Below are 22,955 nucleotides of genomic sequence, written 5' to 3' on the forward strand. Positions count from 1 at the left end.
CGCCGCACTCATGATCGGACACAAGGGGGAAGTCGTACCGCATCCCTGAGAGGAGCACTCGTGGCGGACACATACGGACAGCACAACGGCGAGCGGCTGCGCTGCCTGGTCACCGGGGCCTCCGGATACGTCGGCGGACGTCTGGTGCCCGAACTGCTGCGAGCCGGTCACCGGGTCCGGTGCCTGGCCCGCTCCCCCGGCAAGCTCCGCGACCATCCCTGGGCCCAGGAGGTCGAGACCGTCCGCGGCGACGTCACGGACGACGGCTCGGTCGCCGAGGCCATGCGCGGTGTCGACGTCGCCTACTACCTGGTGCACGCCCTGGGAACCGGCTCCGGTTTCGAGGACACCGACCGCCGCGCCGCCCGGATCTTCGCCGAGCGGGCGCACGCCGCCGGGGTACGGCGGATCGTCTACCTCGGCGGACTCACCCCGGCGGGCGTACCCGAGCGTTCCCTCTCCCCGCACCTGCGCTCCAGGGCCGAGGTCGGACGTGTCTTCCTGGACGCCCCGGTGCCCGCCACGGTGCTCCGGGCGGCGGTCGTCATCGGCTCGGGGTCGGCCTCGTTCGAGATGCTGCGCTACCTGACCGAGCGCCTGCCCGTGATGGTGACCCCGAGCTGGGTGCACACCCGCGTTCAGCCGATCGGCATCCGCGACGTGCTGCGCTACCTCACCGGCTCGGCCACCATGCCCGCCGACGTCGACCGGGCCTTCGACATCGGCGGGCCGGACGTGCTGACCTACCGGGAGATGATGGGCCGTTACGCCGCGGTCGCCGGGCTGCGTCGGCGGATCGTCGTGCCGGTACCGGTCCTCACCCCCGGGCTCTCGAGCCACTGGGTGGGTCTGGTCACCCCGGTGCCCGCCGCCATCGCCCGGCCGCTGACCGAGTCGCTGCGCCACGAGGTCGTCTGCCGGGAGCACGACATCGCCCGGTACGTGCCCGACCCTCCGGGCCTGCCGCTGCCCTTCGACGAGGCGCTGGCCCTGGCGCTGCGCAAGGTCCGGGACGCCCAGGTGGCCACCCGCTGGTCGTCCGCGGCCGTGCCCGGCGCCCCCAGCGACCCGCTGCCCACCGACCCCGACTGGGCCGGCGGCAGCCTCTACCGGGACGAACGGGAACTGCCGGTCGACGCGTCCCGCGCGTCGCTGTGGAAGGTCGTCGAGGGCATCGGCGGCGACAACGGCTGGTACTCCTTCCCGCTCGCCTGGGCGGTCCGGGGCTGGCTGGACCGGTTCGCCGGCGGGGTCGGCCTGCGCCGCGGACGGCGGGACGCCGAGCGTCTGCGGGTCGGTGACTCGCTGGACTTCTGGCGCGTCGAGGAGATCGAGCCGGGCCGTCTGCTGCGGCTGCGTGCCGAGATGCGGCTGCCCGGACTCGCCTGGCTGGAGATGTACGCCGAAACGGACGCCGACGGCCGCACCCGGTACCGCCAGCGTGCCCTGTTCCATCCCCGCGGGCTGCTGGGCCACGCCTACTGGTGGGGTGTCTCGCCGTTCCACGCCGTCGTCTTCGGCGGCATGGCCCGCAACATCGCGCGGGCCGCCGCCAAGGACATGCGCGCGTACGGCGGACGGGCGGCGCGGGCCGACCCCGCCGGACGCGCCGGTTCCGCCGAGGGCTTCCGCAAGTAGGCGGTGCCGTACGGGGGTTGTACGGGCGGCGCGTCCTGGTCCGGCCCACCGGCTGCCGCACGCGCGCTTACCGCTCTCCGGCCGCCTGTTCGCCCACGTCATCGCCGGCCCCGACCCCGCCCCGTCACGACCGGGCATACGCGCGCGGCTGGTCCGCCTCGGTGTCGCCATCACGGCGCACGCGGTGATCTCGCAGCTGACGTACGGCGGCTTCCGGGTGCGCGTCCACGCCCCCGGGGACCAGGTCCGGGCGGGCGCCGAGATCGTGTACTACGGCGGCGACATCGCCGAACTGCTCCTGGCCGCCGCCCTGGTCACCGCCTGGCGTCCGCAGGGCCGTACCCGCCGGGTGGCCGCTCCCGGTCCCGCGCCGGCACCGCCGTCGGCGCCGTGCCGGGCGACGGCACCCGGGTGAGCGGGCGGGGAGCCCGGGGCCGCCCGGGCGCCGGCCTCCCGCCGAAGGGGGTGCCGAGGGTCACCCCTCGTCCGGGACCCTGGCGAGCTCCAGCGTCACCGGTCCGTCCACGTCCGGGTGCAGGAACACCTTCTCGGGGCTTGCGGTCCAGAGCTGGATGTCGCCCAGGACCTGGAAGCCTCCGGTCTCGTCGGGCTGCAGGTACACGAAGTTCGAGGGGGTGGGATTCCAGGTGCCGTCGAAGTCGACGCGGGTGGCACTTCCGTGCCAGTAGGCGTCGTTCTTCGCGATGCCCACGGCGGAGAACCGTCCGCCGGGGTGCAGGCGGATCTCCGCGCCGGTCTCCTCGTCGCGGTACACCCCCGGCAGGCGGTCCGGATCGACGTGGACCGCACCCGCCCCGACACAGCCCGAAGCGAGCACCGCCACGGCCGCGAGGAGCACGGTGACGAACCCGCCTCCGACCCCGCCCCTCGTCCTCACGGTTCTGCCCCCCATGTCCCCACACCCCGTCCCTGTGACCGGACGGCGGGTCCGCCGCCGAGCCCTTATTTGAACATGCTCAAAAACCAGGATGCTCCTCGGGGCCCGGCAGAGCACCGGCCCGGCGGGTACGGCACGAACCCGGCGCCGGGCCCGGCCTCGCTCGACGAAGCCGTTGCCCGCCCTGCCCGACGCCCCGGTGCGGCCTCACGTGACCTTCGCGGCCGTAAGGTCGATACTTCTCCCATGGGGGCTCCCCTCGGCACGCGGCCGACCCACCGGAGGAGATCCGACACCGCGTCACCGAAGCCGGCGTCAGTACCACGGGGGCCCGCCCGCGGCCGCCGTGGACCGCCAGGACCGATGCCTTACCGTACCCATTCCGACCAGCGACAATGCAGGTCGACGACCCACTTGCCGGCCTTCCCAGGAGGTACCCGTGAAGATGCTGATCAATGTCCCGGAGACCGTGGTCGCGGACGCGTTGCGGGGGATGGCGGCGGCCCATCCCGAGCTGGCGGTGGACGTGGAGAACCGGGTGATCGTACGCAAGGACGCGCCCGTGGCCGGGAAGGTGGGCCTGGTCTCCGGCGGGGGGTCGGGGCACGAGCCGTTGCACGGCGGGTTCGTGGGGCCGGGGATGCTGTCGGCGGCCTGTCCCGGCGAGGTGTTCACCTCCCCGGTGCCCGACCAGATGGTGCGGGCCGCGGCGGCCGTGGACAGCGGGGCCGGGGTGCTGTTCATCGTGAAGAACTACACCGGTGACGTGCTCAACTTCGACATGGCCGCCGAACTGGCCGAGGACGAGGGCATCCAGGTCGCGAAGGTGCTGGTCGACGACGACGTGGCGGTGACCGACAGCCTGTACACGGCCGGCCGGCGGGGCACGGGCGCGACCCTGTTCGTGGAGAAGATCGCGGGCGCGGCGGCGGACGAGGGGCAGCCGCTGGAGCGGGTGGAGGCGATCGCCCGGCAGGTGAACGAGAACTCCCGCAGCTTCGGGGTGGCGCTGAGCGCCTGCACCACGCCGGCCAAGGGCAGCCCCACCTTCGACCTGCCCTCCGGTGAGCTGGAGCTGGGCATCGGCATCCATGGCGAGCCGGGCCGGGAGCGGCGGCCGATGATGACGTCCGGCGAGATCGCCGAGGTCGCCCTCGACGCGATCCTGGAGGACCTCACGCCGCGCAACCCCGTCCTGGTCCTGGTCAACGGCATGGGTGCCACCCCGCTGCTGGAGCTGTACGGCTTCAACGCCGAGGTGCAGCGGGTGCTCGGCGAACGCGGGGTCCCCGTGGCCCGGGTCCTGGTCGGCAACTACGTCACCTCCCTCGACATGGCGGGCGCCTCGGTCACCCTGTGCCAGATCGACGAGGAGCTGCTGCGGCTGTGGGACGCGCCGGTGCGGACTCCGGGACTGCGCTGGGGCATGTGAGGGACGCTGAGGACATGACCACACGAGGAGTTCCCGTGCTCGACGCCGACTTCTTCCGCCGTTGGATGACGGCCACCGCCGCGTCCGTGGACCGCGAGGCGGAGCGGCTCACCGCGCTCGACTCGCCGATCGGGGACGCCGATCACGGCAGCAACCTGCAGCGCGGGTTCCGGGCGGTGAGGGACGCGCTGGACAAGGAGCCGCCCGCCACGCCGGGAGCGGTGCTGACCCGGGCCGGGCGGCTGCTCATCTCGACGGTGGGCGGTGCGTCCGGTCCGCTGTACGGGACGCTGCTGCGCCGCACCGGCAAGGCGCTCGGTGACGCCGCCGAGGTGGACGGGCGGCGACTGGCCGAGGCGCTGCGCGCGGGCGTCGACGCGGTGCGGCAGCTCGGCGGTGCGGCACCGGGCGACAAGACGATGATCGACGCGCTGGTGCCCGCGGTGGACGCCCTCGGCGACTCCTTCGCCGCCGCGCGCGACGCCGCCGAGGAGGGTGCCGTGGCGACGACTCCGCTGCGGGCGCGCAAGGGCAGGGCCAGTTATCTGGGTGAGCGCAGCATCGGGCACCAGGATCCGGGGGCCACGTCGGCGGCGCTGCTGATCGCCGCGCTCGTGGACGCGGAGGCCGGCGGTGAGTGACGAGAAGCCGGTGGGGATCGTGCTGGTGTCGCACAGCGCGGCGGTGGCCGCGTCGGTGGCGGAGCTGGCGCGGGGGCTGGCGGGCGCCGGCGGGGCGGTTCCCGTGGCGCCGGCGGGCGGCACCGAGGGCGGCGGGCTGGGCACGAGCGCCGAGCTGATCGCCGCGGCGGCCGCGTCCGTGGACCGCGGGGCGGGGGTGGCCGTGCTCGCCGATCTGGGCAGCGCGGTGCTCACCGTGAAGGCGCTGCTCGCCGAGGGTGACGAACTCCCCGAGCACACCAGGCTGGTGGACGCGCCGTTCGTGGAGGGCGCGGTGGCCGCGGTGGTCACGGCCGCCACGGGGGCGGACCTGGCGGCGGTGGAGGCGGCGGCCGTGGAGGCGTACACGTACCGGAAGGTGTGAGGAGGGCGGCGGCACCCGGCCGGTTCAGCCGTCCGCGTCCACGAACCGCCGGGCCAGCCGTTCCCCCGCCGTCACCGCGGCCCGGTGGTCCTCGATGGGGGTCACCCGGCTGTTCCTGAACACGATGTAGGTGACGCCGGAGGGGGTGCCGCCGCCGCGCGGGTCGGGGTCGATGCCGAGCGACTCGGCCATGGCGTAGGACGCCTCGCCGATGACGTCGGCGGGGCCGGTGTCGCCGACGACCCCGTAGCGCACGCGGTCGCGGTACACCACCGCCACGACCGATCCGCCGCGCACGCCGTGGGACCGGTGGTTCCACACGGTGCTGGGCGCGGGCACCACCACGTAGGGGGTCTCCTCGGAGCTCAGCGGGCGTCCGTCGGACTGGACGAAGGCCGTGGAGGAGGAGAAGTACGGGTCGGTGCGGGCGTTGCAGCGGGGACCGGGACGGCCGTCGCAGTCGATGTCCATGTCGGCCTTCCAGAACACGGCGTCGCGGGTGCCGCACACCGGGACGGTGGCCTTGGCGCCGTGGTCCTCGCGGTAGCGGCCGCGGGAGACGGGGACGCAGGTGCGCACCTTGGCCAGCAGGTCGGCGGCGGAGACGGGGGCCGTGCGCCGTGCGGCCGGTTCGCCGGCGGGCGCCTCGGCCGGCGTGGTGGCGGCGGGGGCCGGATCCGTGAGCCGTGCGGCCGGTTCGGTGCGTGTCCCGGCCCGCGTGGTGGCGGCGGGGGCCGGATCCGTGAGCCGTGCGGCCGGCTCGTCGGTGGGCGCCCCGTCCGGCGTGGTGACGGCGGAGGGCGGGGTCACGTGCCGCGGGGCCGGATCCGTGCGTGCCCCGGCCGGCGCGGCGGGGGTCGGGGCCGTGCGTCGTGCGGCCGGTTCGGTGCGGGGCTGGGGTGCGGTGGTGGGGGGTGCCGAGGGGGCCAGCAGGGCGACACCGGCCATGGCCAGGGTGAGCGACTGGACACGGGACACGATCAAGGGGGGCCTCTCGTCGGGGTCACGGGCGCACACTCACGGGCACTTTGCACCATTTCGTCCCGATATAGGGCCATGACGGCCTCGACAGGGCCGGACGGAGCACGATCGCACCAGCGACCGCGACAAGGGGCCGGGGCCCGGGTCCGGGTCGACCCGGGCCGTCCGGCCACCCGCGCCGGCGCGGGATCTGCGACGACAGCGGTCCGCGCCACGGGCCCGAACTCTCCTGCGGCAAAAGGCGGTTCGGCCCGTTCGGACTTCAGCATACGTAATGCGCGCGACCACTCCCCCACCCCACCCTCTTGATGTGATCGCGTCACCCCGGCCATATTGGTACGGACCATTGTCCGAGCGGTTTCGTGTACCGCCCCGGGAGGCAGAGTCGTGCGTGGCGTTCCCCCAGCCGTGTCCCCCCGTCGCCTCCTCGCGCTCGGCGGGGTTCTCCTGCTGCTCACCTCCTGCCGCTGGGGAGGCTCGGACGACCCCGGTGCCGGTGAACGGCCGCCCGGAGCGCCGACCGGGGTCACGGCCGAGGCGGGCAGCGCCACCAGCGTGCACGTCATGTGGAACGCGGTCGCCGCCGCCGACGCCGAGGTGAGCCGGTACGAGGTGTACCGGGGCACCACAAAGGTGAAAGAAGTGCCCGGTGCCGAGCACATGGTGGACGTCACCAGGCTCCGCCCCGCGACCACCTATGTGTTCACGGTACGGGCCCGGGACGCGGACGGACGGCTCGGACCGCGCAGCCGGGAGGTCCGGGCGACGACACCCGGGGCGACCACGGCCGACGTCACCGCCCCCACCCGCCCGGCGGAGCTTCGGGGCCGGACCGCCGGGAACCGGGCGGTCCAGTTGTCGTGGTCCGCCTCGAAGGACGACCGGGGTGTGGTGTCGTACACCGTCTACCAGGGCGGAACGAAGATCCACAGTGTGAGCGGGAACCAGACGGCCGCCGTGGTGACGGGGCTGCGGCCGGGCACCCGCTACTCCTTCACGGTCCGGGCCCGGGACGCGGCCGACAACCTCTCCCCGGCCGGCGCCGCCGTCCGCCTCGCCACCGCGGGCGGCGCGGACGGCCCGACCGGCGCTCCCACCGGTTTCCGGGCCACGAGCGAACGGTCCGACGGCGCCTACCACATCGTCCTGCACTGGGTGCCGCCGCGCGTCGACGGGGTGGTCACCGAGTACGAGGTGCGCCTGGACGGCCGCACCGCCACCTCGCTCGTCTACGGCGGTGACGCGCCGCGCGACCGGGCGACGTACCGCTTCTACGCCGGCCGGGAGGCCGGGGTCACCCACCGGGTGCGGATCCGGGCGATGCTGCCGGACGGCACCTGGGGCGGCTTCTCGGCGGAGCGCACGGTGACGACGGGCACCGGGCGCTGACCCGGCCCCGGGGTCGGCCGCCCGGAGGAAGCCGTCACCTGCCCGGATGCCGCCGGAGTGCGCGCCGGTCCGGGTGCCCGTTGGCTTGCCTCGTGGCAGCACGGGCGCTCCCCGACCTCGGCGGCGCAAGGGATGTACCGCCGGCCGTGCCGCCGGAAGGCAGTCCACATGCGCACCTCGAAGCCACTGCTCCGCTCCGGTCCGGTCGCGGCCGCCGCCGTCGCGCTCGCGCTGACCCTGGCCGGGCCGGCCGCCGCGGCCGGGATCTCCGTCAGCACCACCGGGTCGACGGTCTCGGTGAGCACCAGTTCGTGCACCCAGGTCAACGGCCACTGGGGCACCGCCTCGCTGCTCAGCAGCGGCCAGACGAGCTTCTCGCAGGGCCGTCAGGTGGCGCTGTCGGGGAGCGCTTCGGGACAGTCCGCCGCCTGGTCGAATGTCGCCCCGGGCACGTACACGGTGGTCGTGGTGTGCTCGAACGGCAGCACCGCGGGCACGCAGTCCGTCGTCGTCTCCACGGCTCCCAGCCCGTCGGTGTCGCCCACGGCCTCGCCGTCCCGCGGGGTGATGGGCGGCATCGGCGGCGGTTCGACGGACTACGGCACGGTCACGCTGGTGGCGGGCGGCGCACTGGTCGGTACGGGGATCGCCGCCACGGCCTGGTACCTGCGCCGCCGCGGCACCCCGCGCCACTTCTGACCGCGGGCGTGTGTCAGACACCCCCTGGACCCGGCGCCGGCCGCCGTCACGTCCGACGCGCTCCGGACGGGCGGCCGGCGTCGACCCCGCGGTGTCACGCCTCCCGTGCGACCGGGTCCCCGGGGCCGCCGGCGTCCGGCAACCGGGCGAACTCCGCCAGCGCGTGGTCGAGCCACTGGGTCCAGAAGGTCTCCAGGTCGATGCCGGCCCGCAGCACCAGATGGCGCAGCCGGTCCTCCGGTCCGTCCTTGCCGGGCGGGAAGTCGCGCCGCTCGATCTCCCGGTACTCCGCCAACTGGCGTTCGTGCAGCTCCCGGTGGCGCCGCAGGTCGGCCGCCAGGCCCGCGGTGCCGACCACGGCCGCCGCCCTCAGCCGCAGCAGCATCGCGTCGCGGTGCGGCTTGGGGTCCTGGGACGCGGAGGTCCAGCGGGCCAGTTCCGCGCGTCCCGCCGGCAGGACCTCGTACGCCTTCTTCTGCCCCCGGGCCGGCTGCTCGGAGGGGAGGGCCCGGATCAGGCCCTCGGCCTCCAGTTTCCCCAGCTCGCGGTAGATCTGCTGGTGCGTCGCGGACCAGAAGTAGCCGATCGACCGGTCGAACCGGCGGGTCAGCTCCAGCCCCGACGACGGCTTCTCGAGCAGGGCGGTGAGGATCGCGTGCGGGAGTGACATGGGCTCATCCTAGGGACGGGCCGCGCCCGGCCCGGACGCCGCCGGGCGGGCGGAACACCGGCGGCAGGGCCTACAGCGCCGCCGCCAGCTCGGTGCCCTGTTTGATGGCACGCTTGGCGTCCAGTTCGGCGGCCACGTCGGCGCCGCCGATCAGGTGGACGGGCCGTCCGGCGGCGACCAGTTCCTCGTACAGGTCGCGGCGCGGCTCCTGGCCGGTGCACAGGACGACGGTGTCGACCTCCAGGACGGTGCTCTCGCCGTCGACGGTGACGTGCAGTCCGGCGTCGTCGATCCGGTCGTAGCGCACGCCGGGGACCATGGTGACGCCACGGTGGCGCAGTTCGGTGCGGTGGATCCAGCCGGTGGTCTTGCCGAGTCCGGCGCCGACCTTGGAGGTCTTGCGCTGGAGCAGGTGGACGGTGCGCACCGGGGCGGGCCGTTCGGGAGCGGCGAGGCCGCCGGGGGCGCGGTAGTCGAGGTCGACGCCCCACTGGCGGAAGTACGTCTCGGGGTCCTCGTGCGCCTTGTCGCCGCCGTCGGTGAGGTACTCGGCGACGTCGAAGCCGATGCCGCCGGCGCCGAGGATCGCGACCCGGTCGCCGACGGGGGCGCCGTCGCGCAGGACGTCGAGGTAGCCGAGGACGCTTCTGTGGTCGACGCCGGGGATGTCGGGGACGCGCGGGGTGACGCCGGTGGCGACGACGGTCTCGTCGTACCCGGCCACGTCGTCGGCGGTGACGCGCGTGTCGAGGCGTACGTCGACGGCCAGTTCGGCGAGGCGGGTGCGGAAGTAGCGCAGGGTCTCGTCGAACTCCTGCTTGCCGGGGACCTTGCGGGCCACGTTGAGCTGGCCGCCGATCTCGCTCGCGGCGTCGAACAGGGTGACGTGGTGGCCGCGTTCGGCGGCGCTCACCGCGCAGGCGAGGCCGGCCGGGCCGGCGCCGACGACGGCGACGCGCTTGCGGCGGCGGGTCGGGGAGAGGACCAGTTCGGTCTCGTGGCAGGCGCGCGGGTTGACCAGGCAGGAGGTGATCTGCCCGCTGAAGGTGTGGTCCAGGCAGGCCTGGTTGCAGCCGATGCAGGTGTTGATCGCCTCGGGGCGGCCGGCGGCGGCCTTGGCGACGAAGTCGGGGTCGGCGAGCATCGGGCGGGCCATCGACACCATGTCCGCGCGGCCCTCGGCGAGCAGTCGCTCGGCGAGTTCGGGGGTGTTGATGCGGTTGGTGGTGACGAGCGGGACGGACACCTCGCCCATGAGGCGCTCGGTGACCCAGGTGTAGGCGCCGCGCGGGACGGAGGTGGCGATGGTGGGGATGCGGGCCTCGTGCCAGCCGATGCCGGTGTTGATGATCGTGGCGCCGGCGGCCTCCACGGCCTTGGCGAGGGTGATCACCTCGTCCAGGGTGGAGCCGTCGGGCACCAGGTCGAGCATGGAGAGCCGGTAGACGACGATGAAGTCCTCGCCGACCGCCTCGCGCACCCGGCGGACGATCTCGACGGGGAAGCGCATGCGGTTCTCGTAGGAGCCGCCCCAGCGGTCGGTGCGGTGGTTGGTCCGCGCGGCGGTGAACTCGTTGATCAGGTAGCCCTCGGAGCCCATGATCTCGACGCCGTCGTAGCCGGCCCGCCGGGCGAGGCGGGCGGCGCGGGCGTAGTCGTCGACGGTGCGCTCGACCTCGGCGTCGGTGAGCTCGCGGGGCGGGAAGGGGCTGATCGGCGCCTGGAGGGGGCTGGGGGCGACCAGGTCCCGGTGGTAGGCGTACCGGCCGAAGTGCAGGATCTGCATCGCGATGCGCCCGCCCTCGCGGTGCACGGCGTCGGTGACGGTCCGGTGCCGGTCCGCCTCGGCCTCGGTGGTGAGCTTCGCGCCGCCCTCGTAGGGCCGTCCCTCGTCGTTGGGGGCGATGCCGCCGGTGACGATGAGGCCGACCCCGCCGCGGGCGCGGGCGGCGTAGAACTCGGCCATGCGGGAGAAGCCGCCCTCGGCCTCCTCCAGGCCCACGTGCATGGAGCCCATGAGGACCCGGTTGGGCAGGGTGGCGAAGCCCAGGTCGAGGGGGGTCAGCAGGTGGGGGTAACGGCTCATCGGGCCCTCCGTGCGCGGTGTCGTGCCTGTAGTTGTAAGGCACGCGCACCGCCTTATGCAACTAGTTGCATAAGAGACGGAGGGCACACGGGGCCGGGAACGTCACCGGCTTTCGAGGCGTACGTGCAGCTCCTTCTCCTGGTCGCCGGGGACCGTGCTCAGGTCGTGCACCGTGAACAGGGAGCCCAGGGTCGTACGGAACCGGTCGATCGCCCAGTAGCCGCCGTGCGCGTCGGCGTCGACCGACGAGGCCAGCCGGACCTCGGGCCGGGCGCCCTCGTGCGCGTCGGCGACGTCGAAGGTGCCGAGCCAGACCGTCGGGCGGGTCTCGGAGAACTCCTCCGGTACGTCGTCGGAGCACCGGTCGGACGTGAAGCACGCGCACAGCGTGTCGAACACGATCCGGGCGTCGTCCTTGCTGCATCCGCTGATCTCGACCGAGACGGACTCCGGGTGCGGTCGCTCACTGCCCATCGTGATCGCTCCTCTCGTGGCCCACGCGTCCCCCGCCCCTCACTCAGCAAAGCACCACCCGGCGAAGAGCACTACCCGCGCCGCCGCCGCCGCCGCGGGACGGCTTCACGGGCGCCCGTCCCGATGGTGGGAGAAGCTGGAACCGGACGGCGGGAGCGGCGGAGAATCAGCCCCGCGCGCGGTAGAACAAGGGGTGGCGGCACGGTGACGACGTGCCGCGGGAAATCGGTGAAGGCGGGGCGTGCGATGAGTGCAGCGGGGTCACCCCCGGCCGACGGCGACGGGCCGGTGCGCGGGCCGGTGCGTCCCAGCGGGCTGCTCGACGTACTGCAGGTGGCCTCGGTGGTCCTGGACGCCGAGGGGCGGATCGTGCTGTGGAGCCCCCAGGCCGAGGAGCTGTTCGGGTACGGCGCACGGGAGGCGCTGGGCCAGTACGCCGCCCGGATCATGGTGCACGAGGAGCACCTGGACCTCGTGGTGAAGCTCTTCGCCGACGTCATGCGCACCGGACGGAGCTGGGCCGGGGCCTTCCCGATCCGCCGCAAGGACGGCGACACCCGGTTGGTGGAGTTCCGCAACATGCGGCTGCTGGACGTCCGGGGGAACGTGTACGCCCTCGGTCTGGCGGTGGACCGGTCGATCGTGCGCCGGCTGGAACAGGACGTGGCCCTGTCGTCCCGGATCGTCGCCCAGTCCCCCATCGGGCTGGCCGTGCTGGACACCGGTCTGCGCTACGTGTCGGTGAATCCGGCGCTGGAGCAGATCAACGGCATCCCGGCCGAGGAGCATCTGGGCCGCACGGTCCGCGAGGTGCTGCCGCTGGTGGACTCCGGGGAGCTGGAGGCCGGTGCGCGCCGGGTCCTGGACACCGGCCGGCCCGTCGTCGACCGGCCCATGACCGGCCGTACCCCGGCCGATCCGGACGAGGACCACGCCTGGTCGGTCTCGCTGTACCGCCTGGAGAACGCGCTCGGCACGGTGCTGGGCGTGGCCGTGTCGGTGGTGGACGTCACCGAGCAGCGCCGGGCGAACGCCGAGGCCGAGACCGCGCGGCGGCGGCTCGCCGTGATCGCCGACGCCACCGCCCGGATCGGCACCACCCTGGACCTGGACCGTACGGCCGGTGAGCTGGCCGACGTGGCCGTGCCGGAGCTGGCCGACGCGGTGGCGGTGGATCTGCTGGACGCGGTGGTGCGGGGCCGTCGCAGCACCCTCGGTCCCGCCGAGCCGGCGGTGATCCGGGCACTGGCGGTGCGCGCGGTGGACGAGGCGGCCGAGGTGCTGACGGCGGCCGACCCGCCGGGCCGGGTGACCCGGTACGCGCCGGACCGGATGATCACCGAGTGCGTGCGCACCGGGCTGCCGGTGATGGTGCCGCGGACCAAGGACGAGGACCTGGCGCGGATCGCCCGTTCCCCGGAGGCTGCCGCGCTGCTGGCGCGGGCGGGGGTCCACTCGTATCTGGCCGTGCCGCTGATCGCGCGCGGGGAGGTGCTGGGCGCCCTCGACCTCATCCGCACGCGCAACCCCCACCCGTTCGACGAGGACGATCTGCTGCTCGCGCGGGAGCTGGCCTTCCGCGCGGCCGTGCAGATCGACAACGCCCGCTGGTACCAGAACGCCCGCGACACCGCCCTCACCCTGCAGCGCAGTCTGCTGCCGAGCCACCCGCCCGTGACGGGCGGCCTCGAGGTCGCCTCCCGCTACCAGCCGGCGGGCGCCACCAGCGAGGTCGGCGGCGACTGGTTCGACGTGATCCCGCTGGAGGACGACAGGACGGCCCTCGTCGTGGGGGACGTGATGGGCAGCGGCATCCCCGCGGCGGCCACCATGGGGCGGCTGCGCACGGCCACCCACACCCTCGCCTCCCTCGGCCTCGATCCGGCCGTCCTCCTGGAGCACCTGGACCGGATCACCGGCGGCCTGGACCAGGCGATCGCCACCTGTGTCTACGTCGTCCACGATCCCCGTGAGCGGCGGTGCGCGATCGCCAACGCCGGGCACCTGCCGCCGGTCCGGGTGCGGGCCGGCCACGCGCCCGAACTGCTCGACCTGCCCACCGGCGTGCCGCTGGGGGTGGGCGGGGTGCCCTTCTCCACCACCGTCGTGGAGCTGGAACCGGGCGACCTGCTGGTGCTCTACACCGACGGTCTCGTCGAGACGCGCCGGCATCCGCTGGACGAACGCCTGGACCGGCTGCTGGCCCTGCTGGACCGCCCCGGCCACTCCCTGGAGGAGGTCTGCGACCTCCTCCTGCGCACCCTGCACGAACCCGACAACTTCGACGACGTGGCCCTCCTCATCGCCCGCGCGACGACACCGGGTCCCTGAGCGGTCCCGGGTGCCGTTCGGACCGGGCCGGCTCCGGTGGCCGGGGTCCCTTCCGCGCCCTTCGGTCGGTGGGGAGCTTCGCGGAGCCCCGGCGCCCGACGGCGACACGGTGAGGTGCGGTGCCGGGGCCCGCGCCTCCGGCAGGATCCAAACAACACCCCTGCTAAGACCTCACACCGATCACGACATGGGCGTACCGCTCGTCGGAGACGGCCAGGCGGGTCCGCAGGCCGGCGGCGGTGAAGGCGCCGACGGCCGCGGGGGCCTGCCGGCTGCTGGTCTCCACCAGGAGGCAGCCGCCCGGCGCGAGCCAGCCGGGCGCCCCGGCGGCGACCCTGCGCAGTACGTCGAGGCCGTCCGCGCCGCCGTCGAGCGCGACCAGCGGCTCGTGGTCGCGGGCCTCCGGGGGCAGCAGGCCGATCTCGTCGCTGGGCACGTACGGCACGTTGGCCGCGAGGATGCCGACGCGGCCCCGCAGCTCGCCGGGGAGCGCCGTGAACAGGTCGCCGGTGTGGACCTGTCCGCCGAGTCCGGCGACGTTGCGGCGGGCGCAGCGCACGGCGGCCGGGTCGATGTCGGCGGCGTGCAGCTCGACCGCGCCGAGTCCGGCGGCCAGGGCCGCGCCGACGGCACCGGAGCCGCAGCACAGGTCCACGACGACGGACGCGTCCGGCGCCTGGGCGAGTGCCTGTTCGACGAGGAACTCGGTGCGGCGGCGGGGCACGAAGACACCGGGTTCCACGGTGATGCGCCGGCCGTGGAACTCGGCCCAGCCGACGACGAGTTCGAGGGGCAGTCCGGCCGCCCGGCGCTCGGTCATCGGGGCGATGTCCTGGGGGGTGGGTGCGGCGGTGAGGATCAGCTCGGCCTCGTCCTCGGCGAAGACGCAGCCGGCGGCACGGAGCGCGGCCACGACGGCGTCCCGGGACGGGGGCGGCGGGACGGCGGAGGAGGAGGGCGACGGAGACGGCATGTGCGACAAGAGCGTTGAGCCTTTCGGGAGCCGAAGGGCGCTCTCGCGGTCACCTACTGGCGGTGGTCCGCGTCGCTTCGAGGGGAGAGCACCCGACCTGACACAGCGGTAATGGGTCTCACCTCCTCGGCGTCTTCCGGCTGGGGCGGTCCGCAGCCGGACGGCCACACTACCCGACGATCACCGCCGCCGTACGGCGTTTCCGGGTGCCGGGACCGGCCTGGCACCGCGCCGGTCGCGGACACCGCGTACGGTTGAACGCGGAAAACACTTGAGCACCAGTCGCAACGGAATCGCCGATCACGTGAACATCACCCGAGGCTTCACCGGCCGCCCCCGCGTGCACAACCCCGGACTGCCGCCGGGTCAGTACGACGCGGGCGACGAATGGCCCGTCCTGTCCGCCGAGGTCACGCCCGACCTGGCGCCCGCCGACTGGACCTTCCGGATCGACGGGCTGGTGGCGGAGCCCCGCACCTGGGACTGGAAGCAGGCGCACGCGCTGCCGGCCTCGGCGTACGAGGGGGCCATCCACTGTGTGACGAGCTGGTCGAAGTTCGGGGTGCGGTTCGGCGGCGTCTCCCTGGACGCGTTTCTCGACGTGGTCCGGCCCCATGGGTCGGCGACCCATGTGGTCGCGTACGCGCACACCGGCTACACCACCAGCCTGCCGCTCGCGGACGTGACCGGCGGCCGGGCCTGGATCGCCTGGGAGTACGACGGCCGTCCGCTGCCTCCCGAGCACGGCGGCCCGGCGCGGCTGATCGTGCCGCACCTGTACTTCTGGAAGAGCGCCAAGTGGATCGCGGGGCTGCGGCTCCTCGACCACGACGAGCCGGGCTTCTGGGAGGGCAACGGCTACCACGCGCGCGGCAACCCCTGGGAGGAGCAGCGGTACTCCGGTGACTGAGCGGACGACATCGATGACACCCATGGCACCGGCGTCACCGGCCGCACCGGGGCGCTTCACCCCACCGACGCGGTTCGCGGTGCCCGGGCGGATCGGCGTGAACGAGCAGACCGCGTCCGTGTGGCGGACGGCGACCCTGACGGAGATCCGCCGCGAGACCCCGCGGGCGTCGACCTTCCGGTTCGCCGTGCCCGGCTGGCCGGGGCATGTGCCCGGCCAGCACCTGCTGCTGCGGCTGACCGCCGAGGACGGCTATGTGGCCCAGCGCCACTACTCGATCGCGTCGGCGCCGGACGACTCCGGGCACCTCGAGCTGACCCTGGACCGGGTCGAGGGCGGCGAGGTCTCGGGCTGGTTCCACACCGTGGCCCGCCCCGGTGACCGGGTCGAGGTGCGCGGCCCGCTCAGCGGCTTCTTCGCCTGGCCGGGCGACCGGCCCGCGCTGCTGGTGGGCGCCGGCTCCGGAGTGGTCCCGCTGATGTCGATGGTGCGGTATCACCGGACCCGGGACATGAGGCTGCCGCTGCGCCTGCTGGTGTCGGCCCGCAGCCCCGAGGAGCTGATCTACGCGCGGGAGTTCGGCGCGGAGACGACCCGGGTGTTCACGCGCAGCGCCCCGGAAGGTGTGCCCGTGGGACGTATGGCGGCCGCACATGTGGCACCGCTCCTGGCCAAGCAGCCTCCTGGTGGGTGGGAGGCCTATGTGTGCGGCTCCAACTCCTTCGCCGAGCACGCCTCCAGGCTGCTCGTGGCGGCCGGCCAGCCCGTGGAGCGCATCCGTATCGAGCGCTTCGGCTGACCGGCGGCGTCCCCGCCGGGGCGGCCGCCGTTTCGCACAGCCCCGGCCGGACATCCGGCCGGGGCTGCTGCGTGGGTACCGCGCGCCGCGGCGTCCGAGCCGACGCCCCCCCTTCCCACCCCCTGAGGGCAACCGCTTTCCATGCCCACCACCTGGGACTTTCCCCGGAGCCTCTGGCGATGGCGCCGGTGATCCACGTACGGTGTCATCGCTTCGCACTGTCTCTTCACGAAGGCGGTCCTTGATGGCCCTGTTCGACCTCCCCCTCGACGAACTGCGCGGGTACCGCAGCGCGTCCACCGCGCCCGAGGATTTCGACGCGTTCTGGTCCAAGACGCTCGACGAGGCACGCGAGCACGATCTGGACGCCCGTTTCGAGCCGGTCGACACGGGGCTGTCGACGGTGCGCGTCTTCGACGTGGCGTTCGCCGGGTTCGGAGGCCACCCCGTCAAGGGCTGGCTGACGCTGCCCGCCGACGCCGACGCCGACACCCCGCTGCCGCTGGTGGTGGAGTTCATCGGCTACGGCGGTGGCCGCGGGCTGCCGCACGAGCACCTGCTGTGGGCGTCCACGGGCCGGGCCCACTTCGTGATGGACACCCGGGGCCAGGGCAGCGCCTGGGGCGCCGGCGGCGGTACGGCGGACCCGGTGGGCGGCGCTCCGGCGTACCCCGGTTTCATGACGCGCGGCATCGACGCCCCCGAGAACTACTACTACCGCCGGGTGTTCACGGACGCCGTACGGGCGGTGGAGGCGGCGCGGTCGCACCCGCTGACCGACGCGAGCCGTACGGTCGCCGTGGGCGCCAGCCAGGGCGGGGGCATCGCCATCGCGGTGGGCGGGCTGGTCCCGGACCTGGCCGGCGTCGCGCCGGACGTGCCGTTCCTCTGCGACTTCCCGCGCGCGACGACGCTCACCGACCGGCAGCCGTACCGGGAGATCGGCTCCTACCTCAAGACGCACCGCGGCCGCTTCGAGGACGTCCTGCACACGCTGTCCTACTTCGACGGCGTGCACTTCGCCGCCCGCGGCAGCGCGCCCGCCCTGTTCTCGGCGGCCCTGGAGGACCAGACCTGCCCGCCCTCGACGGTGTTCGGGGCCTTCAACGCCTGGGCGCACGACGACAAGGCGATCGAGGTGTACGACTTCAACGACCACGAGGGCGGCGGCCCCTTCCAGGAGGCGGCCAAGCTGCGCTGGATGCGCTCGTACGCCTGAGGGGACCGTACGGTTCCGGCCGAACTGCCGGACCGTTCTTCCCTGCTGGTGTAGACCAATGATAGGTGTGGTGGCCCAACGAGCCCGCACGGCTACGGACCGTCACCCACAGGAGGCGCGGCATGGCCCGCACCACCCCGCACGACCACTCGCCCGCCGAAGGGGAGCCCCTCTACCGGAGGATCGCCGCGGAGTTGCTCGGCGAACTGCGGGACGGAACGATTCCGCCCGGCGAACGCCTTCCCGGCGAGCGACGGCTGGCCGAGCACTTCGAGGTCAGCAGGGAGACCGTACGGCAGGCGCTGCAGGTGCTGCGCCGTGACGGACTGGTCGCCACCGACCGGCGGGGCAGCCACGCCACGCTGCCCGGCCCGCCGGTGGAGACGCCGGCGTCGTCCGGTTTCCCGCTCGGCGCGTGGTGCGCCGAGCGGGGCGCGACGACCAGGGCCACCGTGACCTGGGAGGCCCCGCCGCCCGGGCACGCCGAGGCCCTGGGAGTGGCCCCGGCCCGGCCGACGCTGGTGCACCGCTACCGGTCGGCGTCGGCCGACGGGCGGGAGCTGCGGACGGCGGTGACATCGTTCTCCGCCGTTGCGCTCGCGGAGGTCGAGGAGCTGGGCCGCTACCGCGCCCGGGCCGACGGCGCCGGTGCGGCGGAGCTGCGGCGGGCCTACGACTGGATGCGCCGGGCGGGCCTGACCCTGCATCACCGCGACACGATCACGCCGGTCGCGGGGACGCCGTCGGTCCGGGTCACCCGGCGGGTGCACGACCAGTACGCCCGCCCGCTGGAGATCACCGAACTCGTCATGGACGCCCGGGAGGATGCCCTGGTCTACGAGTTCACGGTCCCGGCGGCGGTCTGACCGGGCCCGGGGCGTCCGGCGACGACCAGCCGGACCCGCGGGCTGCCGTCCCGGCGCCGTCCGAACCCGGGCAGGGCCCACGACTCCACCCGGAACCCTGCCCGGGTCAGCTCGCGCCGCACGGCACCGAAGCGGAAGGCGCGGTAGTACATGACGAACGGCGGGCGCCACACCGCGTTGCGCACCCGCATCACGGCGTCGAAGCCCAGCAGCATCCCGTACGTGAGCGAGCCCGGCCGGGGCGGCGCGACCACGGGGAAGACGAAGCGTCCGCCCGGCCGGAGCACCGAGTGGACCTGGGCGAACAGCCCGGGCAGTTCACGCGGCAGGAAGTGGCCGAACGCGCCGAAGCTGACCACGAGGTCGAAGACCGGGCCGAACGGCAGTGCCCGCGCGTCCGCCCGCACCCAGCCGGTCACCGGCCCCGGCGGCCGGACGCGTTCCCGCGCGACGGTCAGCATGCCGGTGCTGAAGTCCACTCCGGTGACGCTCCCCCGGCACACCTGCCGCAGCACGTCGACGCCCGCGCCGGTGCCGCAGCACAGATCGAGCCCGGCCCCGAAGGGCCCTGCCCGCCGCAGCGCCTCCGTGGTGGCGTCGAGCACCGAGTCGGGCGTGCGGAAAGGGGTGTGGTCGAACTTCGGCGCGAGGAGGTCGTAGCCGTGTTCCACGGACGACAGCGCCTGGACGGCGAGTTCGCGCAGCCGAGGGCCTTCGGGACCGAACATCCGGTCAGCCTAGGGGAGCACGGCCGCGCACCACCGTCAGCACTCGCTCGCACCAGCGCAGGTTCTCCTCCTCGAAGGCGATTCCGCCCAGCAGGGTGAGGTACGGGCCGACCCGGTCGGCCTCGCTCAGGTACTGCTCCTCGGAGCGGCCGTCCAGCAGGCGTTCGCGCACGCGCGCGTAGCGGGCGAGTTTGCCGCGTGCCCACGCCATCCGTTCCTCGAGCAGCGCGGCCGTGGCCCCGGGGTCCGTACCGTCCATGGCCTGGATCTTGATCAGGAGTTCGTCGCGGATGGCGGTGGGCCGCCGGGGCGGCTCGGCGGCGAAGGCGCGCAGATCGTCGCGGCCGGCCTCGGTGAGGGTGAACATCCGCTTGTCCGGGCGCCGTTCCTGCCGTACCACCCGGGCCTCGACGAGCCCGTCCCCCGCCAGCCGCTCGAGTTCCCGGTAGAGCTGCTGGGGCGTGCAGGCCCAGAAGTTGGCGAACGAGACGTCGAAGATCTTGGACAGCTCGTAGCCCGAGGCCTCGCCCTCCAGGAGGGCGGCCAGGACGGCGTACTTCAGGGACATGTGGACACGTTAGCAGCGAGTGATTATTGTCATCCGCACCTATTCAACAAGTTGACTATGGGAGTCGCGATGCGCGCATTCCGGGAGGCGGTGGAGGCCCATGACCTCGACGCCGTCGTGGCGCTGCTGGCGGAGGACGTCGTCTTCACCAGCCCGGTCGTGTTCAAGCCGTACACCGGCAGAGCGGTCACCGGGGCGATCCTGCGCGCGGTGGCGGAGGTCTTCGAGGACTTCCGGTATGTACGCGAGATCGGCGACGCCGACGGCCGTGACCACGCGCTCGTGTTCACCGCGCGGGTGGGTGACCGCCGGATCGACGGCTGCGACTTCCTCCACGTCGACGACGAAGGACGCGTCGACGAGCTGACCGTGATGGTGCGTCCGCTGTCGGGCGCGCAGGCGCTCGCGGCGGCCATGGGGGCGCGGTTCGAGCGGATCGCCCAGGAGGCGCGGGAGAACCCCGCCTGAACCCGCACGGGAGCGAGACCCCGACACGGGCCCGCCGGTCGTCACCGGCGGGCCCGTCGTCCGTACGGACCGCGCTTTTCCGCATCCACCACCGCACCGGGTGGTACGGTGTAGTCAGCACCCGTGTTACGCCCCCTCTTGTCCGGGCGCCGGTGCCAGTTCTTCCTCGCACATCACTTCGGTTCGCCGCTTCCGCCCGTCGTGTCCGACCGGCGTACGGCTTTCCCGCACCACCCCGTCGGCAGGGTCTCCTCCCGCCGTGACCGGGGTGCTGTTCTCCGCCGCCCGGAGGCGCGTGTCCGCCCTCCCCACGCGGTTCCCCTCCTTCCCACCGCATTCCCGTCCGTCGTCCGCGAAAGGACCGGCCCCCATGACCACCACCGCACTCGACCACCCTCCCGTACGGCAGCGGCCCCAACTCGTCACCGGTGTCCTGGACATCGACGCAACCGGGAAGGGGTGGCTGCGCGCCGAGAGCTGCCTGCCCTCCCCCTCCGACCCGTCCGTCTCCCCCGCCCTGCTGCGCCGCCACGGCCTGCGCAAGGGCGCCCTCGTGGAGGGCGTGCGCGGCGACCGGCGCGCCCTGACCGAGGTCACCCGCGTCGAGGGCCGCACCCCCGGCGCACCGCACGCCCGGCGGCACTTCCGCGACCTGACGCCGCTTCATCCGCACCGGCGGCTGCGCCTGGAGCACCCGGCGTCCGGCCTCGCCGGGCGGGTCGCCGATCTGCTCACGCCGGTCGGCAAGGGGCAGCGCGGACTGCTCGTGGCGCCGCCCAAAACCGGCAAGACCGTCCTGCTCCAGCAGCTCGCGGCGGCCGTCGCCGGCAACCACCCCGAGTGCCGGCTGATGGTGGTGCTGCTCGACGAACGCCCCGAGGAGGTCACCGACATGCGGCGCTCGGTGCGCGGCGAGGTGTACGCCTCGACCTTCGACCGGCCCGCCAAGGAGCACATCGCGCTCGCCGAGCTGGTGATCGAGCGGGCCAGGCGGCTGGTCGAGGCGGGCGAGGACGTCGTCGTGCTCCTCGACTCGCTGACCCGGCTGTGCCGGGCGTACAACAACGCGGCCGCCTCCGGCGGCCGCACCCTCAGCGGCGGGGTCGACGCCTCCGCGCTGCTCGGGCCCAAGCGGTTCTTCGGCTCCGCCCGGCAGGCCGAGGAGGGCGGCTCGCTCACGATCCTCGCCTCGGCCCTGGTGGAGACCGGCTCCCGGGCCGACGAGTTCTATTTCGAGGAGCTCAAGAGCACCGGCAACATGGAGTTGCGGCTGAGCCGCGAGGCCGCCGCGCGGCGGCTGTTCCCCGCCGTCGACATCACGGGATCGGGCACCCGGCGCGAGGAACTGCTGCTCACTCCGGCCGAGTTGGCCGCCGCACGGGGACTGCGGCGCGCGCTGCGGTCGCGGGACGGGCTGGCCGATCTGGAGACCCTGCTGGGCCGGATGCGCGAGACCCCCGGCAACGCGGCGTTCCTGCGGCGCGTCCAGCCGACCCTGCCGGGCGGCTGAGGCGCCGTCGGCGTGCGGCATCCGGGTGCTCGCGGGCGGTCCCCGGCCGGGGCAGCACGGTGTCCGGGGGGTCCCTTCCTACGTTTGCGGTATGACTATCGGATTTACTTCGCGGGCTACCGTGTCGGCCTGCGTGCTCTGCGCGGCGGGCCTGCTGGTGACGGCGCCCGCCGCGGCGATCGCCGGCGTCGACCCCGGGCCGCGGGTGAGGGCCGGGGCGCTGCTGTACCGGCCCGGCACACACGTCCGCCCGCTCCCGGGGGCGCCCGAGGTCCCGGATCCGTCCGCCCTGTCGTGGCTGGTCGCCGACGCCCGCACCGGCGACGTGCTGGCGGCGCACGACGCGCACCGCCGGCTGCCGCCGGCCAGCACGCTCAAGACGCTGTTCGCGCTCACCGTGCTGCCGATCCTCCCGGCCGGCATCCGGCACCGGGTCGACGAGGAGGAGCTGGCGGACATCGGCCCCGGCAGCAGCCTCGTCGGGGTCGCGGAGAACCGTACGTACCGGGTGTCCGACCTGTGGAACGGGGTCTTCCTCAGTTCCGGCAACGACGCCGTGCGCGTGCTGGCCGCGCTCAGCGGGGGCTGGCGGGCCACCGCCGAGCGGATGCAGGCCAAGGCCCGCGCGCTGGGCGCCCGCGACACCCGGGTCAGGTCACCCGACGGCTACGACGCACCCGGTCAGGTGTCGTCGGCGTACGACCTGGCGGTGTTCGGCCGGGCGGGGCTGCGCAACGACGAGTTCGCCCGGTACTGCGCCCGGCACGAGGCGCTGTTCCCGGCCCGCGACGGCGGCTCGTACGGCATCGTGAACACCAACCGGCTGCTCACCGGCGCGGACGGCGTCGAACCCTACGAAGGGCTGATCGGCATCAAGAACGGCTACACCAGCGACGCCGGCAACACCCTCGTGGCCGCGGCACGCCGGGACGGCCGCACCCTCGTGGTGACGGTCATGAACCCCCGGTCGGGCGGCGGCCACGCGGTGTACGAGGAGGCCCGCACGCTGCTGGACTGGGGCTTCGAGGCGGCCGGGCACGTGACCCCGGTGGGCTCCCTGGACGCCCTGCGCCCCGGCCCGCCGGCCGGCCCGGAGGCGGAGCCCGTCACGGCCCCCGTGGCCCGGAGCCACGACACCCCGGGCCGCCCGGTCACCTGGACCATCGCCGGCGCCGCCCTCCTGGGCGCCGCGAGCGTGTCCCTGTACCTGCGCCTCAGATGGGGCCCGGTACCGACGGATCAAGGGTGACGAGAGCGCCCCGAGGGGGCGCG

23 protein-coding genes are annotated in these 22,955 nt (G+C 74.0%); 15 read left to right on the top strand and 8 right to left on the bottom strand.

Annotated elements, in window-relative coordinates; translation table 11 throughout:
• Positions 1-60 precede the first annotated feature (60 nt).
• Positions 61-1,638, top strand: a complete 1,578-nt coding sequence (locus IH50_RS0118010; RefSeq protein WP_234328189.1) for an SDR family oxidoreductase — start codon at positions 61-63, stop codon at positions 1,636-1,638.
• Positions 1,639-1,738: 100 nt separating this feature from the next.
• Complete coding sequence (locus IH50_RS0118015) at positions 1,739-2,053, top strand: hypothetical protein (RefSeq protein ID WP_420709069.1); 315 nt, start codon at positions 1,739-1,741, stop codon at positions 2,051-2,053.
• Between the two features lie 60 nt (positions 2,054-2,113).
• Here IH50_RS0118015 and IH50_RS0118020 read toward each other — a convergent pair whose 3' ends face one another.
• A complete protein-coding gene (locus IH50_RS0118020; protein ID WP_037872517.1) occupies positions 2,114-2,551 on the bottom strand; it encodes a hypothetical protein in 438 nt (145 codons plus the stop codon).
• Positions 2,552-2,975: 424 nt separating this feature from the next.
• Here IH50_RS0118020 and dhaK point away from each other — a divergent pair, with 424 nt between their 5' ends.
• The 3 genes from dhaK to IH50_RS0118035 are packed head-to-tail and all read left to right on the top strand — an operon-like array spanning position 2,976 to position 5,012.
• Positions 2,976-3,968 (top strand): dihydroxyacetone kinase subunit DhaK, encoded by a 993-nt coding sequence (dhaK, locus tag IH50_RS0118025; RefSeq protein ID WP_030862772.1) that lies wholly within the window; start codon positions 2,976-2,978, stop codon positions 3,966-3,968.
• A 35-nt stretch (positions 3,969-4,003) separates the two neighbouring features.
• On the top strand, positions 4,004-4,609 hold the full coding sequence (dhaL, locus tag IH50_RS0118030) for a dihydroxyacetone kinase subunit DhaL (RefSeq protein WP_030862776.1): 606 nt from the start codon (positions 4,004-4,006) through the stop codon (positions 4,607-4,609).
• Positions 4,602-5,012 (top strand): PTS fructose transporter subunit IIA, encoded by a 411-nt coding sequence (locus tag IH50_RS0118035; protein WP_030862778.1) that lies wholly within the window; start codon positions 4,602-4,604, stop codon positions 5,010-5,012. The genes dhaL and IH50_RS0118035 overlap by 8 nt, the downstream gene beginning before the upstream one ends.
• 24 nt (positions 5,013-5,036) lie before the next feature.
• Here the strand turns inward: IH50_RS0118035 and IH50_RS0118040 are convergent, their stop codons facing one another.
• Positions 5,037-5,990, bottom strand: coding sequence for a glycoside hydrolase family 75 protein (locus IH50_RS0118040; protein WP_030862780.1), 954 nt, complete (start codon positions 5,988-5,990; stop codon positions 5,037-5,039).
• A 390-nt stretch (positions 5,991-6,380) separates the two neighbouring features.
• Here IH50_RS0118040 and IH50_RS0118045 point away from each other — a divergent pair, with 390 nt between their 5' ends.
• Entirely contained in the window at positions 6,381-7,382 is a 1,002-nt protein-coding gene (locus IH50_RS0118045) for a fibronectin type III domain-containing protein (RefSeq protein ID WP_030862783.1), read from the top strand.
• A 168-nt stretch (positions 7,383-7,550) separates the two neighbouring features.
• The gene (locus tag IH50_RS0118050; RefSeq protein ID WP_030862786.1) at positions 7,551-8,081 is read left to right on the top strand and encodes a hypothetical protein; all 531 of its coding nucleotides are present in this window, start codon (positions 7,551-7,553) and stop codon (positions 8,079-8,081) included.
• A 94-nt stretch (positions 8,082-8,175) separates the two neighbouring features.
• Here IH50_RS0118050 and IH50_RS0118055 read toward each other — a convergent pair whose 3' ends face one another.
• From IH50_RS0118055 to IH50_RS0118065, 3 genes are all read right to left on the bottom strand, one after another.
• Positions 8,176-8,751 (bottom strand): PadR family transcriptional regulator, encoded by a 576-nt coding sequence (locus IH50_RS0118055; RefSeq protein WP_030862789.1) that lies wholly within the window; start codon positions 8,749-8,751, stop codon positions 8,176-8,178.
• A gap of 70 nt (positions 8,752-8,821) precedes the next feature.
• Positions 8,822-10,837, bottom strand: a complete 2,016-nt coding sequence (locus tag IH50_RS0118060) for an FAD-dependent oxidoreductase (RefSeq protein ID WP_030862792.1) — start codon at positions 10,835-10,837, stop codon at positions 8,822-8,824.
• A gap of 102 nt (positions 10,838-10,939) precedes the next feature.
• Positions 10,940-11,311, bottom strand: coding sequence for a hypothetical protein (locus IH50_RS0118065; RefSeq protein ID WP_030862795.1), 372 nt, complete (start codon positions 11,309-11,311; stop codon positions 10,940-10,942).
• A gap of 246 nt (positions 11,312-11,557) precedes the next feature.
• On the opposite strand from IH50_RS0118065, the gene IH50_RS0118070 reads away from it, so the two are divergent.
• On the top strand, positions 11,558-13,642 hold the full coding sequence (locus tag IH50_RS0118070) for a SpoIIE family protein phosphatase (protein WP_030862798.1): 2,085 nt from the start codon (positions 11,558-11,560) through the stop codon (positions 13,640-13,642).
• Between the two features lie 163 nt (positions 13,643-13,805).
• Here IH50_RS0118070 and IH50_RS0118075 read toward each other — a convergent pair whose 3' ends face one another.
• On the bottom strand, positions 13,806-14,615 hold the full coding sequence (locus tag IH50_RS0118075) for a putative protein N(5)-glutamine methyltransferase (protein ID WP_030862801.1): 810 nt from the start codon (positions 14,613-14,615) through the stop codon (positions 13,806-13,808).
• 304 nt (positions 14,616-14,919) lie between these two features.
• Here IH50_RS0118075 and IH50_RS0118080 point away from each other — a divergent pair, with 304 nt between their 5' ends.
• The 4 genes from IH50_RS0118080 (at position 14,920) to IH50_RS0118095 (ending at position 18,409) form a co-directional block, all read left to right on the top strand.
• On the top strand, positions 14,920-15,525 hold the full coding sequence (locus IH50_RS0118080) for a sulfite oxidase-like oxidoreductase (RefSeq protein ID WP_030862804.1): 606 nt from the start codon (positions 14,920-14,922) through the stop codon (positions 15,523-15,525).
• 22 nt (positions 15,526-15,547) lie between these two features.
• Positions 15,548-16,324 (top strand): ferredoxin reductase, encoded by a 777-nt coding sequence (locus IH50_RS0118085; protein WP_030862808.1) that lies wholly within the window; start codon positions 15,548-15,550, stop codon positions 16,322-16,324.
• A gap of 244 nt (positions 16,325-16,568) precedes the next feature.
• A complete protein-coding gene (locus IH50_RS0118090; RefSeq protein WP_030862810.1) occupies positions 16,569-17,543 on the top strand; it encodes an acetylxylan esterase in 975 nt (324 codons plus the stop codon).
• 122 nt (positions 17,544-17,665) lie between these two features.
• The gene (locus tag IH50_RS0118095; RefSeq protein WP_030862815.1) at positions 17,666-18,409 is read left to right on the top strand and encodes a GntR family transcriptional regulator; all 744 of its coding nucleotides are present in this window, start codon (positions 17,666-17,668) and stop codon (positions 18,407-18,409) included.
• Here IH50_RS0118095 and IH50_RS0118100 read toward each other — a convergent pair.
• A complete protein-coding gene (locus IH50_RS0118100) occupies positions 18,379-19,137 on the bottom strand; it encodes a class I SAM-dependent methyltransferase (RefSeq protein ID WP_030862817.1) in 759 nt (252 codons plus the stop codon). The two genes, IH50_RS0118095 and IH50_RS0118100, sit on opposite strands and share 31 nt — an antisense overlap.
• Before the next feature lie 4 nt (positions 19,138-19,141).
• Entirely contained in the window at positions 19,142-19,705 is a 564-nt protein-coding gene (locus IH50_RS0118105; protein WP_030862821.1) for a PadR family transcriptional regulator, read from the bottom strand.
• 69 nt (positions 19,706-19,774) lie between these two features.
• On the opposite strand from IH50_RS0118105, the gene IH50_RS0118110 reads away from it, so the two are divergent.
• The 3 genes from IH50_RS0118110 (at position 19,775) to IH50_RS0118120 (ending at position 22,932) form a co-directional block, all read left to right on the top strand.
• Positions 19,775-20,173, top strand: coding sequence for a nuclear transport factor 2 family protein (locus IH50_RS0118110; protein WP_030862824.1), 399 nt, complete (start codon positions 19,775-19,777; stop codon positions 20,171-20,173).
• Positions 20,174-20,432: 259 nt separating this feature from the next.
• A complete protein-coding gene (gene rho / locus IH50_RS0118115; RefSeq protein ID WP_107062080.1) occupies positions 20,433-21,683 on the top strand; it encodes a transcription termination factor Rho in 1,251 nt (416 codons plus the stop codon).
• Positions 21,684-21,774: 91 nt separating this feature from the next.
• Positions 21,775-22,932: a D-alanyl-D-alanine carboxypeptidase family protein gene (locus IH50_RS0118120; protein ID WP_051767359.1), complete on the top strand. Its 1,158-nt coding sequence runs from the start codon at positions 21,775-21,777 to the stop codon at positions 22,930-22,932.
• The last annotated feature ends 23 nt before the right edge of the window (positions 22,933-22,955 follow it).

This window comes from Streptomyces sp. NRRL S-37, from assembly GCF_000721605.1.
GTDB lineage: Bacteria > Actinomycetota > Actinomycetes > Streptomycetales > Streptomycetaceae > Streptomyces.

Bases quoted from the DNA above. Each gene is read 5' to 3' on its own strand.
- IH50_RS0118020 (WP_037872517.1), bottom strand. From the start codon at position 2,551: ATGGGGGGCAGAACCGTGAGGACGAGGGGCGGGGTCGGAGGCGGGTTC.
- IH50_RS0118095 (WP_030862815.1), top strand. From the start codon at position 17,666: ATGGCCCGCACCACCCCGCACGACCACTCGCCCGCCGAAGGGGAGCCC.
- IH50_RS0118070 (WP_030862798.1), top strand. From the start codon at position 11,558: ATGAGTGCAGCGGGGTCACCCCCGGCCGACGGCGACGGGCCGGTGCGC.
- IH50_RS0118050 (WP_030862786.1), top strand. From the start codon at position 7,551: ATGCGCACCTCGAAGCCACTGCTCCGCTCCGGTCCGGTCGCGGCCGCC.
- IH50_RS0118065 (WP_030862795.1), bottom strand. From the start codon at position 11,311: ATGGGCAGTGAGCGACCGCACCCGGAGTCCGTCTCGGTCGAGATCAGC.
- IH50_RS0118060 (WP_030862792.1), bottom strand. From the start codon at position 10,837: ATGAGCCGTTACCCCCACCTGCTGACCCCCCTCGACCTGGGCTTCGCC.
- IH50_RS0118090 (WP_030862810.1), top strand. From the start codon at position 16,569: ATGGCCCTGTTCGACCTCCCCCTCGACGAACTGCGCGGGTACCGCAGC.
- IH50_RS0118100 (WP_030862817.1), bottom strand. From the start codon at position 19,137: ATGTTCGGTCCCGAAGGCCCTCGGCTGCGCGAACTCGCCGTCCAGGCG.
- IH50_RS0118110 (WP_030862824.1), top strand. From the start codon at position 19,775: ATGCGCGCATTCCGGGAGGCGGTGGAGGCCCATGACCTCGACGCCGTC.
- IH50_RS0118085 (WP_030862808.1), top strand. From the start codon at position 15,548: ATGGCACCGGCGTCACCGGCCGCACCGGGGCGCTTCACCCCACCGACG.
- IH50_RS0118055 (WP_030862789.1), bottom strand. From the start codon at position 8,751: ATGTCACTCCCGCACGCGATCCTCACCGCCCTGCTCGAGAAGCCGTCG.
- IH50_RS0118075 (WP_030862801.1), bottom strand. From the start codon at position 14,615: ATGCCGTCTCCGTCGCCCTCCTCCTCCGCCGTCCCGCCGCCCCCGTCC.
- IH50_RS0118105 (WP_030862821.1), bottom strand. From the start codon at position 19,705: ATGTCCCTGAAGTACGCCGTCCTGGCCGCCCTCCTGGAGGGCGAGGCC.
- IH50_RS0118120 (WP_051767359.1), top strand. From the start codon at position 21,775: ATGACTATCGGATTTACTTCGCGGGCTACCGTGTCGGCCTGCGTGCTC.